The following is a 17,290-nucleotide window of genomic DNA, read 5'->3' as shown; positions in this document are numbered from 1 at the left end:
TCAGATTATGTAAAAAAGTCAAATAGTACATAAATATATATGCATATCATAATGATTATTGTTAACTGTATAATATTGACATATTTTGCTTTGTCAACAATATATGTATTATTATTTGCAATAGCAGGAAGGTTTTATAAGAAGAAAAACTATGGTTTAAAAAGTGATAATTCAAAAGCATCTATTGCTGTTTTTATACCTGCTTATAAAGAAGATGCAATAATGTTACCAATTGCTAAACAATTATTATTGAGCGATTATCCTGAAAACTTATTTGATCTAATTGTCATAGCAGATTCATTTAAAAGACAAACAATAATAAGCTTAAAAGAGCTACCTATTAAAGTAGTGGAAGTTTCTTGGGTTAAAAGTACTAAGGCTAAATCTTTAAATTATGCTCTTAATCTTTTTGATGGGAAATATGACATAGCTGTAATTAGTGATGCAGATAACATATTAGAAAAAAGATTTCTGAATAAAATTAATGCAGTTTATCAAAATGGTGCTAATGCAATACAAGGATGTAGAGTCGCTAAGAATCTTAGCACGCCTTTCTCTATACTTGATGCTGCAAGTGAAGCCATTAATAATCATGTATTTAGAAAAGGAGCAAATGCATTAGGGTTATCTTCTGCATTAATTGGTTCAGGGATGGCATTTCAGTATAAAATGTTAAAGGATTTTCTTAATAAGATAGATGCAGTAGGTGGTTTTGATAAAGAGTTACAACTTGAAATAATAGAAAAGGGACATAATATATCATATATAGACGATGCAATAGTATATGATGAAAAAATAGAAAACTCCACTTCATTTGGTAATCAAAGAAAAAGATGGTTGTCAACTCAATTTATATATTTAAGGAAATCCTTTTATAAAGGATTGATAGAATTAAAAAAGGGGAATTTCAGTTATTTTAATCTTTCAATCTTAGTAAACGTTTTCTTGTCAAGAGTACTCACATTAGGAAGTTTGATTGTTCTAACTTTAGGTTATTTCCTATTTGATATAAATATATTATTTAAATTTTATTTATTGCTCCTTTGTATTTATTGCTTTGCACTTTTAATATCTCTTCCTAAAAGAATGTATAATAAGAGAACTTTTTTTGCTCTTCTTAGGCTACCTAAAGCATTTTATATTATGTTATTGTCACTTTTAAAAATTAAAGGGGCAAATAAAGATTTCATACACACTACTCATACAAATACAAGTATTGATAACAGTGCACTACTATGAAAAATGAAATGCAAAGTAAGCCTTTTATTTCAATTGTTACCATTAATTACAATCAATTAAATGTCACATTGGAATTTTTGAATTCTCTTAAAGTATCCAAGTATAAAAATTTTGAAGTAATAGTTGTTGATAATAATTCAGCTTTCAATCCGAAAGAAACAATAAATAAATTATATCCTGAAGTCAAAGTTTTAGTGAATGCTATTAATCTTGGTTTTGCTGGAGGTAATAATTCTGGTATTAACATTGCCAAAGGAGATTATATTTTATTAATAAATAATGATACTGAAATTTCAGATACATTATTAGAACTTTTATTAGTGCCATTTTATCAAGATGAAAGAGTAGGGGTTGTTAGTCCTAAAATAGTTTTTTATCATTCACCTGATCTTATTCAGTATGCAGGTTTTAATCCTTTACATCCAATAACAGGGAGAACATCTGCAGTTGGGAATATGGAGAAGGATTTAGGACAGTATAATTATCTTTCAGAAACCAATGGAGCACATGGGTGTACAATGATGGTAAGTAGAAAAGTAATAGATAATGTTGGTTTGATGCCTGAATTATATTTTCTCTATTATGAAGAATGGGATTGGTCAAAGCAGATAAATAAAGCAGGATATAAAATTATGTACCAAGGAAATGCTATTATTTATCATAAAGAATCAATTTCAACAGGTAAGAACACACCTCTTAAAACTTATTATCATACTCGAAACAGAATACTGTTTATGAGAAGACACTCAAGCCCAAAATCGCTCTTTCTATTTTATGCTTTTTTCTATTTTATAACATTGCCAAAAAATACTTTGAAATGTTTATTTACAGGTCAATTAGAGCATGTTAAGAGTTTATGGAAAGGCGTTTGGTGGAATTTGAAAAATTATAAAATTATAAATATATGAGAATTGGAATTGAGGCGCAAAGACTATTCAGAAAGCGAAAACACGGAATGGAAGTTGTCGCTTTGGAAACTATAAAGGAATTACAAAAACTAAGTCCCAATCATGAAATTATGGTTTTTGTAAAACAGGATCAAGATGTTTGTATTACTTCCACTAACTCTTGTGAACTAGTAGAATTGCCTTCAGCATCTTATCCAGTTTGGGAACAAATATCTTTGAGAAAAGCTTTAAAGTATTATGATATAGATTTACTCCATTGTACAGCAAACACAGCTCCGCTATTTCTTAAGACAAATCTTGTTTTAACACTACACGATATCATCTATTTTGAATCAATATCTTTTTTAGGTAGTTCATATCAAAACTTTGGGAACTTATATCGCAGATTTATAGTGCCAAAAGTAGTTGATAATTGTTCTTGCATTATTACAGTATCACAATTTGAAAAAGAAAGGATATCTGAAACTTTAAATATAAATCCTGAAAAAATAAGAGTTGTTTATAATGCTATTAATCCAAATTTTCAGGTTTATGGTAACAAAACTTTAGAAGAAACAAGGAAAAAATACAAACTACCTGAGAAGTTTGTATTGCATTTTGGAAATACAGCTCCTAAGAAAAATACGATAGGTGCTTTGAAAGCATTTGCTGAAATTAAAAGAAATACGCAGCATGATGATTTGTTTTTAGTTATAACAGATTGTAAGGATCCTTTTATAGATGAAATATTGAAAACGATTAATGCAAAGGAGGTAAAAAAATATATTAAGGTTATTGATCATGTTAATTTTAATGAGATACCTTTTATTTACAATTTGGCGACTGTCTTTATGTATCCTTCATTAAGAGAAAGTTTTGGTATGCCTATATTAGAGTCTATGGCTTGTGGTACACCAGTAGTTACATCTAGTACTTCATCTATGCCTGAAATTGCGGGTGATGCAGCCTTATTGTCTGATCCCTTTGATTACATACAAATTGCTTCATCTATTAATCGATATTTGAATAACTCTGATTTGTATCAAAAAAAGAGAGAGGGAGGTTTTAGACAGGCTAGAAAGTTTAATTGGACAAACAGTGCTAAAGAAGTTTTGAGCATATATAATGAAATTTCAGTATGACATATAATAGAATTATATCAGAGGTTAGTTTCTCTAAAGCAGTTGATATTAAAAGATTGGGATTTATAATAAAAGCTATTGAATCTTATACTAAAGGTGATAGGAAAGTTTTAGATGTGGGGTGTGGCAATGGACTTATTACTATGGAACTTGGAAAAATTGGCTATCAAGTTAAAGGAGTTGATATAAGTAATAAAACTATTGATAAGGCAATTGCTAATAATAATTTAACAAATGTCACATTTGAAGTAGCCGATGTTGAAGTATTATCTATTCAGGATGTAAAGTATGATGTAATCATTTGCAGTGAAGTACTTGAGCATCTTAAAGAACCTGGTAAGATGTTGATAATCTTAAAAAGATTATTAAAAGAAAATGGTATTTTAATTGTGACTGTTCCAAATGGAAAGGGCCCAAGAGAATTATTTATCACAAAACCTATGCAATGGCTAAAAACAAATACTCCTCAGATTTGGGTTATAGTGGATAAAGTTAAACACCATTTAGGTTATGATGGTAAAACAGAGCAATCTGATGCTGATGATCTCACTCATATACATTTTTTCACAAAGAAAAAATTAAATAAATTATCTTCTGATAAAGGATATTCTATTTTAAAGTTTGGTAAGGCTAATTTTTTGGGTGATGTTTTCCCTTTTTCATTTATTATGAAAAAGTCTTTAAAATTACAGTATTTTGACTGTAATTTAGCTGATATTCTTCCTCATTATTTTACATGTGGATTTAATACAGTTTGGAAAAAAAATAATGCATGTTAAAGTCATTCAAATTAAAATATTCTTACTGGATCAACTCTGTTTTTTTTACATTAGCCCAACGGCTTTCTGTGATGTTGGTAGGTATTGGAGCCTTTCTGATTTTGGTAAGAGTTCTTAGTAAAGAAGAAATGGGGGGGTATGCTTTGTTTTTCACTATAATTACAATTTTTGAAGTAACCAGAGATGGTCTAATTAAAAATACCGTAATTCGTTTTATTAATATATCAAATACAGAAGAAATAAATGAAATTCAAAGTGCCGCACTTTTATTAAATATTGCTTATACTCTTTTATTTGTATTAATTATATTAGCTATTTCAGACTTTTTAAGTATGTATTGGCATGCTCCTCAACTAGATGATATGCTATATATTTACTGTATTACTTCTGTAATTTCTGTTTTTTTCTCTCATATTGAATATATCCAACAGGCAAATTTACATTTTAAAGGTATCTTTTTAATTTATTTTGTTAAACAAGGTTGCTATTTCCTTTTTATAGTTATTTCACTTTTTTTAAAAAATATATCACTTTATCAATTAGCTCTATTACAATGTATAGCTGTCTTTATTGCCACTTTTTTTGGTTTTATCTATGCTAGAAAGTTTCTTCTAAAACGTTTTACATTTAGCATTAACTATATTATAAATCAATGGAAATATGGACGTTTTGTATTAGCTACAAATATTAGTTCTCAAACATTACGTACTGTCGACCATTTTATGTTAGCATCTTTGGTCTCTACTCCAGCAGTAGCATTATATAATACATCTGTTAGAATATCTAATTTGCTTGATATGCCTTCAAAAGCTGTGGCTGAAGCTCTATTTCCCAAAAGTGTTCAAAAGTCGACTGATGGAAAAGAACAGGTTGCTCGTTTATATGAACAAACAACTGGAAGTATACTGGCTGTATTAGCGCCAATGTGTTTATTTATTTTTATTTTTCCAGATTTGATTATAAAAATAATTGCTGGAGAAAAATATTTGGATGCAGTGCCTATTTTAAGAGTAGCAGTTATTTACAGTCTATTATTGCCATTCCAGAAACAATTTGGAACTATTATGGATGCTAGTGGAAAGCCAAAAATTAATTTTATCGTGAACTTAATACTGGCAATATATAATATAATTATAGTTTATTTTTTGGTGAAATTGCTAGGACTAATAGGAGCAGCTTATGGATTATTATTGACACTTGTATTAGCTTTAATAATAAATCAAATATTACTTAAAAGGGAGTTTGGTGTTAAAACATCTTCAGTATTGACTCATGCAATGTTTTTTTACCTTGTAGTGATTCGTTTTTTAAAAAAAAAATCAATTAATACATAAAATAAGTTATGGCAGGAAAAAATATTATTTACATTGGATTAGGTACTTGGGATGGAAGTACATCTAAAAATAGTGTGAGATTAATGTCAATATTAGGAGATAATAACAAAGTACTTTTTGTAAATTATCAATATACATTGAAAGATGTAATACTAGCTTTATTTAAAATGAATAGTTTCTCAGTTCCATTGCTGAAAATATTAGGTTTAAATAAGAGAATTGAAGAAAAGAATACACTTAGTGGTAATAAAGTTAATGTACTAACATTATATCCACTTTTATCAATAAATTTTATAAGTCAAAAAAAGCTATTTTTGCTAGCCTTAAAAATTAATAATTGGATATTAAGAACTTGTGTCAAAAAATATATGAAAAAATTGTCATTTGATACAAGTGATACAACTATAGTATATGGTTTTAATCCATTTATGGGAATATATAACATTGGTGAATTTAATGAGAAAAGGAATATATATTATTGTTATGATCAGATAAAAGCTGCTAAGTGGGCTTCTAAGCATGGAGAAGAAGTAGAAAATATGTTTATCAAAAAAGTTGATACAGTAATCACAACATCGAGAGCTTTATATGAAGAAAAAAGCCATTTGAATAAAAATTGTATACTGATACAAAATGGAGTTGATTTTGAATTATTCAACAAAGCCTATTCAGAAGATTGTATTAATACTAATAAAAGTAATCCTGTTATTGGATACGTTGGAGTTATAGATGATAGAATTGACTTCAATTTGATAAAATTTCTTGCAGAAAATTTAACAAATTACTCTTTTAAATTTGTTGGCAAAGTAACAGAAAAGGGAGCTTGTGAAAAAATAATACAAAGTCAAAAAAACATAGAGTTTTTAGGGGAAATTAAATATGAAGAAGTAATGGTTTTTCTTAAAGAATTCGATTTATGTATAATACCTTTTGTTAAAAATGAATTTACTAGAAATATTTATCCTATAAAAATTAATGAATATTTGGCTGCTGGAAAACCTGTAGTTTCTACAGATTTTGCTAATCTACAAGAGTTTGTTCAAATCGTAAGTATTTGTCAATCTAAAAATGAGTTTTTAGATTCAATTCAACAAGAGTTTATATTAAATAACCACGACAAAATAACAAAAAGAATTGAATTAGCAAAGCAGAATTCTTGGGGAAACCGTGCTAATGCTTTTAGTAAATTAATTAGATAAGTGGAATAATTCGTTTATATATGAAGATTATAAAACTAGTTCAAAAAATAATACCTTTTGTATTCTTAATTTTTACAAGTCTTATAGTAATATTTTCTAATAAAATTCCACCTTCAAAATTATGGATAGCTTCTTTTGTAAGTAATTTAGCTCCAATCTTGATTGTATTGTCTATAATAATTTTTATTTATTCTATTATAAATAGAAATTGGATATCTAGTTTATTCCTGTTAGTATTGATATTAATAGGATTCGATCATATTACAACAACTATCCAGTTAAGAAATATTGATTATTCATCAATTTTTACTACTCCAAAGCGTTTTAAAGTATTATCATATAATGTAAGCTCATTTCGTATACCTCCTTTGTTTTCACCAAATTATTATAAAGCTGATAGTAATTTAAATTCAATATTTATTAAAGATTATATTTCAAATAGTGATGCTGAAATAATGTGTTTTCAAGAGTTCTTTAATGATAAAAATTCTAAGTTATATAATAATATAGAGGATCTAGCATCAAATAAAGGTTACAATTATTTCATTTCTAATGAACCAAGCCATAATGGAACTACTAGAGGCTTAGTAATTATTAGTAAATTTCCTATTGTAAATAAATCAAATGTTTTTATAAGTGAAAATGGGTATAATGGTGCTTGTTTTGCCGATGTTGTAACACCTTCTAAAGATACTTTGAGGATTATTAATGCACATTTGGAATCTATGAAAATAAAGGCAATTAATTATGGTTTTTCAGCAAATATATATGGTAAAATAAAATACATACTGTGGGCATTCAAACATGGATCAATTGAAAGAGAAAAACAAATTAGTAAACTTATTAATTGTACAAAATTATCTCCATATCCCATTATATTATGTACTGACTTGAATGATACACCCTATAGTTATACTTATAATGAATTGAATAAAATTTTAAATAATTCTTTTGAATATTCGGGAAGAGGCTTTGACTTTACATTAAATTCGGAATCTTTATTTTTTTTGAGAATAGATAATCAGTTCTTTTCTAAAGAAATAATACCCTTATACTCAACAAGTATACAAAGTTTTAATGCTTCTGATCATTATCCTGTTGAATCAATATATGCAATCGATTAGTAATAGAAGAGCAATATACAATATTAACTTTAGTATTTTTTTTGGTTCATTATATCTTTTATTTCTATTCTTTACAATTAGTAATAATACTTTTTATTCTGGAGATGCAGGAATTAAGTTTTTACTCATAAAACAGTTTGCTACAGGTTGTTTTGATGTTGCTTTAAATTTAGAAGTGCCAGAATGGGTTGAAAATATATGGTTAAAGGGTTATTATCCTTTTACTCAGCCTTTTGTATATTCTAATGGCAAGGAAAATATCGTATCGTTTCCTTTTTTGTTTCAGTTACTTAATATTATTCCATATAAATATTTGGGTATTAAGGGTATGTATATTATACCTATGATTAGCGTTTTGGTAAGCTGGATTTATTTGAAAAGTATTTTAGAAGACATTGGAGTTAATAAAAAATATAGAGAGATAAGTATCTTCATTTTTGTGTTCTCAACTCCCTTTACTTTATATGCTGCTATATATTGGGAACATTCTATTGCAGTTTTGTTTATACTTTCTGGATTAGAAATGATTCTGAAAGAAGACATAAAGTTTCCAATATTAAAGGGAGTGTTTTTTGGATTATCTACTTGGTTTAGACCTGAAGCTATTATTTTTTGTGGATTGGTCATAATTTATCTAACGCTTCGAAACAAAGAAAGCAAAAGGTGTATATTTATTTTACCAGCAATCGCAACGATATTGTTATTTTTTGTAACTAATTATTTAGTATATAATCACTTTTTAGGTATACATAGTTACCAAGTTATACATGAGAAGCATGATAAAATAACACAAGCTTATAATTTCTTTAAGATCGATAGTTATCTTTTAATAAGATATTTTCCATTAACAATAACTAGTATATTTATTCTTAAGCTAAAGCTAAAGAAAAATGATTCAGTTAAACATTTATTTGCAGTTGGCGTAATTTTCATGATTTTAGTTTGCTTTTTTATACCAAATCATGGGGGAAAGCAGTGGGGGCCTCGTTATTTTCTGTTTTTAATACCTTGTATATTAATTGTTATAAGTTTTTTATGGCAAAATATATCAAAAGTCAATCTTACAAATAAGGTTAAAACTATAATATACTATTTGTCAATTTTATTAATAGTATTTGGATGTTATTGGAATACTTATGTTGGATACATTTACATAAGAAATGACTATAAAAATAGAGTGCGACCTGGAATAAAAGCTTTATTAGAAACAAAAAATGAGCTTGTATTAGTAAATGATCAATTAATTGGTCAAGAGTTTACTACTGTTTTTGATAAGAAATATTTTTTTCTAGTCGATAATTCAAAAAAGCTAACAAATCTTATTTCTTTATTAATAAAAGAGAAAAAATATTTTTTCATTTATGCAACAATAGAACCTGAAAAACCAATTGATTTACAAAATAGAGTAAAAACTGTTAATGCACCTTATAAGTATGGAGCTTATTATTTTGCAGAATATGAAATAATTAGTGACTAAATATATAAGTGAGTATGTGTATAATGCTATTATTATGAAAGAGGAAAATACAGAAAATAATTGTCTAGCTTTGTTCGATTTTGATGGTACAATAACTTACAAAGATACTTTTATAGAAATTATTAAATATCAAAAAGGTGTTTTTGACTTTTTTATAGGATTCTTAATTCTCTCACCAATACTTTTATTATATAAACTTAAAATAATTTTGAATTGGAGAGCTAAGGAGATGGTTCTTAGTTATTTTTTTAAAGATATGGATGTAGAGGAGTTTGGTAAAAAGTGTGAAAGTTTTACAAATGAAGTTCTACCTAAATTAATACGACCTGATGCATTAATCCAAATACAAGAGCATTTAAGAAAAGAACATCGGGTTATTATAGTTTCAGCCTCAGCAGATTTATGGTTAAAATATTGGTGTTTCCAGAATAATGTTGAATTGATAAGTTCTAAGCTAGAAAATAAAGATGGTAAAATTACAGGAAAACTATTAGGTAAGAATTGTTATGGTCAAGAAAAAGTTAATCGGATAAAAGAAATAATAAATTTACAATATTATAAATATATTTATGCTTATGGTGATAGTAAAGGAGATAAACAAATGCTATCAATAGCAACAAATTCTTTTTATAAATTTTTTAAATAAATTTTTTGTGATCTTACAAACTGCTAGAGTAGGTTATATTTGCATTTTAAATATATTATTATAATAAAGTAAAATTTTTAGAGTTACTCTATACTACCAATAAGATAAATATGAATGATACTCTAAAGCCAAGTTATGGTATGTAAATTGATATGTTAATGATGGTTAATGAAATATTAATTATTTACAATAAGGTAAAATCACTTATGAATCCATCATTACATATCAGAGTTCTTACAGTTTTTTTTCTGTGTTTACTAAATTTTATTGCATCAGCTCAGCAAACTCCTAAATGGTCTGATGAAGGATATTTTGGCTATTTGGAATATTTACCAAGTGATTATAATGATAATGAGAATAAAAAATATCCTTTACTCATTTTTTTACATGGACAAGGCGAGATAGGAAATGGCACAAGTGATATTTGGAAAGTTGCCAGAAATGGACCTCCAAAACATATCCAGGATGGACATGACATGACCTATACAGTCAATGGAGAAACTCATAAGTTTCTAGTAATATCCCCTCAGTTAGCAGCAAGTAGCTGGCAGGCTAATTTTATTGATAAAGTGGTTGAGCATGCAAAGAAAACTTATAGAGTTGATGAGAATCGTATTTATCTGACAGGTTTGAGTTTAGGAGGATCAGGAGTTTGGAATTATGCAGTAACACATCCCGATAAATTAGCAGCAATTGCTGCTGTTTGTGGCCCTCAAAATGCACAGGGGTTAGCCTGTAATATAGCAGATGCAAAATTACCAGCTTGGGTGTTTCATGGTGATGCTGATAACACTGTAGGGATTTATTATTCGTATAATATGGTTAATGCAATAAATAGTTGTAATCCAGCAGTACCACCAATTTTCACAATTTATGAAGGAGTGGGACATGCTGGTGCATGGCAGAGAGCCTATAAGACCAATAATGAACTTCATACACCTAATTTATACGAATGGCTTTTAGGTAAAAACAGGATTAGATTGATCGTAGAAGCAGGAGATGATAAAACAGTAAACTGGCCAAATAATTCCGTGACACTAGAAGGTTTTGTTTCTTACCCTTCAGAAAACATAAAATCAATAAACTGGACAAAAATAGAAGGTCCTGCTGCTACTTTATCTGGAGTATCATCCTTGCAATTAAGTGCTTCTAATATGTCACCAGGAAAGTATATATTCCGGCTTACAATAGAGTCTACTGATAACACACAAGCTTTTGATGATGTAAGTGTAGAGGTAGTAAAATCAAATCTACCACCAATAGCTAATGCCGGTTCAGATAAAACTATAGAACTTCCTGTAGCTACAACCACCTTAGATGGCACAGGCAGCTATGATGAAGATGGTAATATAACTTCTTATAACTGGCGTCAATTAGATGGTCCTGGAGGATTGACAAATAAAAATATCTTAGTTAACCTTACTCAAAATTCTTTAGCATCAGGAAATTGGAATAACTTTTCAATTCGTCCATTAGCAGGTTTATCCTATAAAGATTTAAAAGATGATGAAGGGATTTCTACAGGTATAGATATTACTTTTGAAACAAACTGGGGGGGTACAAATGAATTAGGGTCTACCACTGGAGATAATTCTGGGGTATATTCTGATAATGTGATGCGTGGTAGTTATTGGATTTCAGGAGGTCTTCATACAATAAAAGTTAGTGGATTAGATGCAAGTTCGACGTATAATTTCACATTTTTTGGTAGTAGAGCAGGAGATGGAGATAGAACAACTATTTATAGGATAGGGGAAAAAGAAGTTACACTTAATGCATCTAATAATAGTTCAGAAACCGTTTCTATTAATTATGTTTCTCCCAGTGCATCAGGAGAAATAGAAATAGAAATAAGTAAAACAGAAAGTGCATTATATGGATATTTAAATGCCTTAGTGATAGAGGGTAATCCAAGTAATATAGTTGATCCATCATCATCACAAATAACATTAAGTGGTTTAGAAGAAGGGGAATATATTTATGAGTTGGAGGTTGTAGATAATGAAGGGGGAAAAGATACAGATGAAGTAAAAGTAACAGTGTTAAAGGGAGATGAACCTGTTAATAATCCTCCTGTAGCAGATGCAGGAGAAGATCAGATAGTAGTATTACCGAATAATTCTATTAGTATTGATGGTAGTGAATCTAGAGATCCAGATGGAGATGGTTTAACATATAAATGGGAAAAGACCTCAGGATCAGATGGAATTACATTGTTAAATACGACTAGTGCAATTTTACAAGTGAATGATTTAAGTGAGGGCGAGTATGAATTCATGCTCACTGTAACTGATGATAAAAATGCAAGTAGTAATGATCTTATAAAAGTATTTGTAAAACCAAATCCGGATTGTAACTGTAATTGTGATTTCACTATCACTACTACTAATAATAAGTATCAGAATAACGGAGATGAAATGGGGGTTAAACCTGGAGATGTTGTATGCATTGAGGCAGGAGATTATCCTTACCTGCGTTTCTATAACTTTGAAGGTTCTGAAAATGCACCAATCATCTTTAAAAATAAAGGAGGATTAGTTAAAGTTTTGGGTGCTGAGGGAGTATATAATGGAATTACAATTAATTATTCAAAATATTTTCGATTTACAGGCACTGGAGATGCTTCCATAGAATATGGTGTAGAAGTAGAAAAAACTTTTTTGGGTAATGGAATAGCGATCAGTACAACAAGTACGAATTATGAGATAGATCATTTAGAAATCCAAAACACAAATTTTGCAGGAGTTATGGCAAAAGCTGATCCACATTGTGATTGGCCAGATTTCTGGGCAAGAAACTATACAATGCGTGATGTGTTTTTCCATGATTTATACATTCATGACACAGGAGGAGAAGGTATGTACATAGGTTATACTTTAGGTTCTATAGATTGTAATGGAGATGAAGTATTTCCTCATGATATTGAAGGTATAAAAGTTTATGATAATATAATTGAAAATTCAGGCTGGGATGGCATTCAAGTGAGTAGGGCAACTAAAGATTGTGAGATATTTGGTAATGTAGTCAAGAATTACGCTTTACAAAATGCGGTATATCAAGATATGGGAATATTGATAGGAGGTGGAACCACAGGGGTAGTTTATAATAATTTAGTAGAGAGTGGTAATGGGCCTGGAATAGTTATATTTGGTAGTGGTAATAATACTGTTTACAATAATATTGTGATAAATGCAGGAAATGGTGATGGAGTAGCAGATGGCATATTTTGTGATGATCGATCAACGATTTCAGGAAGGGGTTTTTATTTTTTAAATAATACTATTATTAATCCATCTCGAAGTGGGATAAGGATATATAGTGATGAAAGTACTAGTAATATTATATATAATAATTTAACAGTTAATGCAGGTTTATCTGGAATTGCTATTAACAATAATGTAGATTATGATTCAGCAAATAACTATTACGAACAAGATATAAATAATCTTTATTTTGAAGATATAGTAAATAAAAATTATAGTCTTACGTCAAATTCACCTGTCATTGATAAGGGTAAAGATGTGAGTAAGTATAATGTAGTATTTGATTATAAGAATGAGGTGCGTTCTTATGGTATAGCAACAGATATAGGAGCTTATGAGTACCAAGGCAGTATTAATCAGGCACCAATTGCAGATGCCGGAAGTAATGCATCCTATACCTTGCCGATAGAAGAGATCTTATTAGATGGTAGTGGTTCAACAGATAGTGATGGAGAGATAGTGAGTTATAACTGGGTTGTTTTATCGGGGCCAACAGGATATGGGTTGAGTAATTCAGAGAGTGCCCAATCGAGTTTGACAGTAAGTTCATCAGGAGAATACTTGATAGAGCTAACAGTGACTGATGATCAGGGAGAAAGTAGTACAGATGGAGTAAAGATTACGGTATTACCAGAGCCAGCCAATGTATTACCAATTGCAGATGCCGGAAGTAATGCATCCTATACCTTGCCGATAGAAGAGATCTTATTAGATGGCAGTAGTTCAACAGATAGTGATGGAGAGATCGTGAGTTATAGCTGGGTTGTTTTATCGGGGCCAACAGGATATGGGTTGAGTAATTCAGAGAGTGCCCAATCGAGTTTGACAGTGAGTTCATCAGGAGAATACTTGATAGAGCTAACAGTGACGGATGATCAGGGTGGAAGTAGTACAGATGAAGTAAAGATTACGGTATTACCAGAGCCAGCCAATGTATTACCAATTGCAGATGCCGGAAGTAATGCATCCTATACCTTGCCGATAGAAGAGATCTTATTAGATGGCAGTAGTTCAACAGATAGTGATGGAGAGATCGTGAGTTATAGCTGGGTTGTTTTATCGGGGCCAACAGGATATGGGTTGAGTAATTCAGAGAGTGCCCAATCGAGTTTGACAGTGAGTTCATCAGGAGAATACTTGATAGAGCTAACAGTGACGGATGATCAGGGTGGAAGTAGTACAGATGAAGTAAAGATTACGGTATTACCAGAGCCAGCCAATGTATTACCAATTGCAGATGCCGGAAGTAATGCATCCTATACCTTGCCGATAGAAGAGATCTTATTAGATGGCAGTAGTTCAACAGATAGTGATGGAGAGATCGTGAGTTATAGCTGGGTTGTTTTATCGGGGCCAACAGGATATGGGTTGAGTAATTCAGAGAGTGCCCAATCGAGTTTGACAGTGAGTTCATCAGGAGAATACTTGATAGAGCTAACAGTGACGGATGATCAGGGTGGAAGTAGTACAGATGAAGTAAAGATTACGGTATTACCAGAGCCAGCCAATGTATTACCAATTGCAGATGCCGGAAGTAATGCATCCTATACCTTGCCGATAGAAGAGATCTTATTAGATGGCAGTAGTTCAACAGATAGTGATGGAGAGATCGTGAGTTATAGCTGGGTTGTTTTATCGGGGCCAACAGGATATGGGTTGAGTAATTCAGAGAGTGCCCAATCGAGTTTGACAGTGAGTTCATCAGGAGAATACTTGATAGAGCTAACAGTGACGGATGATCAGGGTGGAAGTAGTACAGATGAAGTAAAGATTACGGTATTACCAGAGCCAGCCAATGTATTACCAATTGCAGATGCCGGAAGTAATGCATCCTATACCTTGCCGATAGAAGAGATCTTATTAGATGGCAGTAGTTCAACAGATAGTGATGGAGAGATCGTGAGTTATAGCTGGGTTGTTTTATCGGGGCCAACAGGATATGGGTTGAGTAATTCAGAGAGTGCCCAATCGAGTTTGACAGTGAGTTCATCAGGAGAATACTTGATAGAGCTAACAGTGACGGATGATCAGGGTGGAAGTAGTACAGATGAAGTAAAGATTACGGTATTACCAGAGCCAGCCAATGTATTACCAATTGCAGATGCCGGAAGTAATGCATCCTATACCTTGCCGATAGAAGAGATCTTATTAGATGGCAGTAGTTCAACAGATAGTGATGGAGAGATCGTGAGTTATAGCTGGGTTGTTTTATCGGGGCCAACAGGATATGGGTTGAGTAATTCAGAGAGTGCCCAATCGAGTTTGACAGTGAGTTCATCAGGAGAATACTTGATAGAGCTAACAGTGACGGATGATCAGGGTGGAAGTAGTACAGATGAAGTAAAGATTACGGTATTACCAGAGCCAGCCAATGTATTACCAATTGCAGATGCCGGAAGTAATGCATCCTATACCTTGCCGATAGAAGAGATCTTATTAGATGGCAGTAGTTCAACAGATAGTGATGGAGAGATCGTGAGTTATAGCTGGGTTGTTTTATCGGGGCCAACAGGATATGGGTTGAGTAATTCAGAGAGTGCCCAATCGAGTTTGACAGTGAGTTCATCAGGAGAATACTTGATAGAGCTAACAGTGACGGATGATCAGGGTGGAAGTAGTACAGATGAAGTAAAGATTACGGTATTACCAGAGCCAGCCAATGTATTACCAATTGCAGATGCCGGAAGTAATGCATCCTATACCTTGCCGATAGAAGAGATCTTATTAGATGGCAGTAGTTCAACAGATAGTGATGGAGAGATCGTGAGTTATAGCTGGGTTGTTTTATCGGGGCCAACAGGATATGGGTTGAGTAATTCAGAGAGTGCCCAATCGAGTTTGACAGTGAGTTCATCAGGAGAATACTTGATAGAGCTAACAGTGACGGATGATCAGGGTGGAAGTAGTACAGATGAAGTAAAGATTACGGTATTACCAGAGCCAGCCAATGTATTACCAATTGCAGATGCCGGAAGTAATGCATCCTATACCTTGCCGATAGAAGAGATCTTATTAGATGGCAGTAGTTCAACAGATAGTGATGGAGAGATCGTGAGTTATAGCTGGGTTGTTTTATCGGGGCCAACAGGATATGGGTTGAGTAATTCAGAGAGTGCCCAATCGAGTTTGACAGTGAGTTCATCAGGAGAATACTTGATAGAGCTAACAGTGACGGATGATCAGGGTGGAAGTAGTACAGATGAAGTGAAAATTACAGTTATTGCTCCTGAAGTAAGTGTTCCTATAAAAATTAATGCATCTGATGGACTTTATGATAATAAAATTGTTATTTCATGGCAGGGAGATGATAAATACTATTATAAGTTATTTAGAGGCGAGTCTATTGATACAACTCAATTGTTGGAATTAACAGAATGGATAGATATTCAATATTTTGAAGATGAATTAATCATTGAAGGCAAAACATATTATTATTTTGTTAAAAGTGCTTTAAACAAAAAAGGAGACTATAAAAGTGAATTAAGTTATTCAGATTCAGGGTTTAGTAAATCCTATTTATTAGAAGATAGTTTATTATTTGATAATGATTCTTTATATTTTGGGAGTGTAATTGTGAATAAAGATACTTCTAAAGTCATCAACTTAAGAAATCTAAGCAGTAGTAGTATTACTATAGATTCTATTGTTTATCCAAGTGGTTTTATTGGTGATTGGTCAATGGGATATATTGATGTAAATGAAACTAAGGAGTTAATTATAACTTTTAGTCCTTTAGAAGTCAAGAATTATATTGATACTATATGGTTTTTAAACAATAATGAAATAAAGATTTTAAAAGTTATAGGAATAGGAAAAGAGGATGTTGTAAATTCAATTCAAAGCGAAATAAAAAACTTAACAACTGTTTATCCAAATCCATTTAATGAAAAATTAAATGTTTATGTAAAAAATTCGTATTTGGGAAATGTTAGTTTTAATATTTTTGATCTAACTGGACAAACTATTTATAATGAGGAGAGGAATAAAAGTATATTTGAAACTATTTTCTCAATTAAATTGCCTGATCACCTAACTACAGGCATGTATTTTATTCAAATTAAGTTTGGTAAATATTATTATTTACAAAAGCTATCTAAAGAGGTTATTCTATCTAATTGATTTATTAGTAGTAATCTATGATTAAAATTAATATATTTAAGAACTAGATAATTTCCATAAAGCAAATTTGTTGTCTAAATA

At 30.8% G+C, this 17,290-nt stretch carries 10 protein-coding genes; all 10 read left to right on the top strand.

Annotation, left to right across the window (positions count from 1 at the left end; translation table 11 throughout):
* The first annotated feature begins 75 nt into the window (after positions 1-75).
* Complete coding sequence (locus OQ292_RS40055) at positions 76-1,239, top strand: glycosyltransferase family 2 protein (RefSeq protein WP_284689811.1); 1,164 nt, start codon at positions 76-78, stop codon at positions 1,237-1,239.
* On the top strand, positions 1,236-2,147 hold the full coding sequence (locus tag OQ292_RS40050) for a glycosyltransferase family 2 protein (protein ID WP_284689810.1): 912 nt from the start codon (positions 1,236-1,238) through the stop codon (positions 2,145-2,147). The genes OQ292_RS40055 and OQ292_RS40050 overlap by 4 nt, the downstream gene beginning before the upstream one ends.
* Positions 2,144-3,268 (top strand): glycosyltransferase family 4 protein, encoded by a 1,125-nt coding sequence (locus OQ292_RS40045; protein WP_284689809.1) that lies wholly within the window; start codon positions 2,144-2,146, stop codon positions 3,266-3,268. Before OQ292_RS40050 ends, OQ292_RS40045 begins: the two co-directional genes overlap by 4 nt.
* Positions 3,265-4,047: a class I SAM-dependent methyltransferase gene (locus OQ292_RS40040; protein ID WP_284689808.1), complete on the top strand. Its 783-nt coding sequence runs from the start codon at positions 3,265-3,267 to the stop codon at positions 4,045-4,047. The genes OQ292_RS40045 and OQ292_RS40040 overlap by 4 nt, the downstream gene beginning before the upstream one ends.
* Positions 4,041-5,381, top strand: coding sequence for an oligosaccharide flippase family protein (locus OQ292_RS40035; RefSeq protein ID WP_284689807.1), 1,341 nt, complete (start codon positions 4,041-4,043; stop codon positions 5,379-5,381). The genes OQ292_RS40040 and OQ292_RS40035 overlap by 7 nt, the downstream gene beginning before the upstream one ends.
* Before the next feature lie 8 nt (positions 5,382-5,389).
* On the top strand, positions 5,390-6,580 hold the full coding sequence (locus tag OQ292_RS40030) for a glycosyltransferase (RefSeq protein WP_284689806.1): 1,191 nt from the start codon (positions 5,390-5,392) through the stop codon (positions 6,578-6,580).
* 20 nt (positions 6,581-6,600) lie between these two features.
* Positions 6,601-7,704 carry an endonuclease/exonuclease/phosphatase family protein gene (locus OQ292_RS40025; protein WP_284689805.1) on the top strand — a complete coding sequence of 368 codons (1,104 nt, stop codon included), beginning with the start codon at positions 6,601-6,603 and terminating at the stop codon, positions 7,702-7,704.
* Entirely contained in the window at positions 7,691-9,181 is a 1,491-nt protein-coding gene (locus OQ292_RS40020) for an LA_3751/LA_3752 family putative glycosyltransferase (protein WP_284689804.1), read from the top strand. Before OQ292_RS40025 ends, OQ292_RS40020 begins: the two co-directional genes overlap by 14 nt.
* 34 nt (positions 9,182-9,215) lie before the next feature.
* Complete coding sequence (locus tag OQ292_RS40015) at positions 9,216-9,827, top strand: HAD-IB family hydrolase (protein ID WP_284689803.1); 612 nt, start codon at positions 9,216-9,218, stop codon at positions 9,825-9,827.
* 206 nt (positions 9,828-10,033) lie between these two features.
* Positions 10,034-17,209 carry a PKD domain-containing protein gene (locus tag OQ292_RS40010; RefSeq protein ID WP_284689802.1) on the top strand — a complete coding sequence of 2,392 codons (7,176 nt, stop codon included), beginning with the start codon at positions 10,034-10,036 and terminating at the stop codon, positions 17,207-17,209.
* Positions 17,210-17,290 lie beyond the last annotated feature (81 nt).

This window comes from Chondrinema litorale (genome assembly GCF_026250525.1).
GTDB lineage: Bacteria > Bacteroidota > Bacteroidia > Cytophagales > Flammeovirgaceae > Chondrinema > Chondrinema litorale.
This window is presented reverse-complemented; position numbering and strand designations above follow the sequence as displayed.

Coding starts and splice junctions, on each gene's coding strand:
- OQ292_RS40050 (WP_284689810.1), top strand. CDS start 1,236: ATGAAAAATGAAATGCAAAGTAAGCCTTTTATTTCAATTGTTACCATT.
- OQ292_RS40045 (WP_284689809.1), top strand. CDS start 2,144: ATGAGAATTGGAATTGAGGCGCAAAGACTATTCAGAAAGCGAAAACAC.
- OQ292_RS40040 (WP_284689808.1), top strand. CDS start 3,265: ATGACATATAATAGAATTATATCAGAGGTTAGTTTCTCTAAAGCAGTT.
- OQ292_RS40035 (WP_284689807.1), top strand. CDS start 4,041: ATGTTAAAGTCATTCAAATTAAAATATTCTTACTGGATCAACTCTGTT.
- OQ292_RS40030 (WP_284689806.1), top strand. CDS start 5,390: ATGGCAGGAAAAAATATTATTTACATTGGATTAGGTACTTGGGATGGA.
- OQ292_RS40025 (WP_284689805.1), top strand. CDS start 6,601: ATGAAGATTATAAAACTAGTTCAAAAAATAATACCTTTTGTATTCTTA.
- OQ292_RS40020 (WP_284689804.1), top strand. CDS start 7,691: ATGCAATCGATTAGTAATAGAAGAGCAATATACAATATTAACTTTAGT.
- OQ292_RS40015 (WP_284689803.1), top strand. CDS start 9,216: ATGAAAGAGGAAAATACAGAAAATAATTGTCTAGCTTTGTTCGATTTT.
- OQ292_RS40010 (WP_284689802.1), top strand. CDS start 10,034: ATGAATCCATCATTACATATCAGAGTTCTTACAGTTTTTTTTCTGTGT.